The following is a 446-nucleotide window of genomic DNA, read 5'->3' as shown; positions in this document are numbered from 1 at the left end:
GTTTAGATGTTGTCCGTTATGTTGCTGCTCATCATCCGAAATTACCAATTACTATGACGAGTCGTTCTGCTCATTTACCAAGTGTAAGAGGTACAATGATAGACGTGACATTCAAGTACTTAACTAAAGACAAATTAAATGACATTAAAAAACATCATTTCGGCAATGCACCGCTTGATACTTTAGTTTCTTTATTTTTAAAAGAATGTGCTGAATATGACATTGATTTTAAAAAATTAGTATATAGACGTACAGGAAATCATATTGCAGATTTGAAGTATGATTTAGCGCGTCCAACAGAAATGGGCATTTTCCAAAGTATGATTGAACATTTGAAAGAGAATTTAAATTGGATATGGAATAGCTTAAGTATTGAAGACCAACATCAATTTAATCAAAAATACTCAAAGATGATTCAATTAAATTCAAATCCAATGCCTCCAAGA

The 446-nt window shown here is 31.4% G+C and carries 1 protein-coding gene; it reads left to right on the top strand.

Going from position 1 to position 446, the window contains the following annotated elements; all coding sequences use genetic code 11:
• Nucleotides 1-104 precede the first annotated feature (104 nt).
• Nucleotides 105-446: hypothetical protein (locus J1M39_RS11965; protein WP_206496843.1), on the top strand; the 342-nt coding region annotated here is incomplete at its 3' end.

Source organism: Micrococcus sp. KRD077 (assembly GCF_017168505.1).
GTDB classification, from domain to species: domain Bacteria; phylum Actinomycetota; class Actinomycetes; order Actinomycetales; family Micrococcaceae; genus Micrococcus; species Micrococcus luteus.
This window is presented reverse-complemented; position numbering and strand designations above follow the sequence as displayed.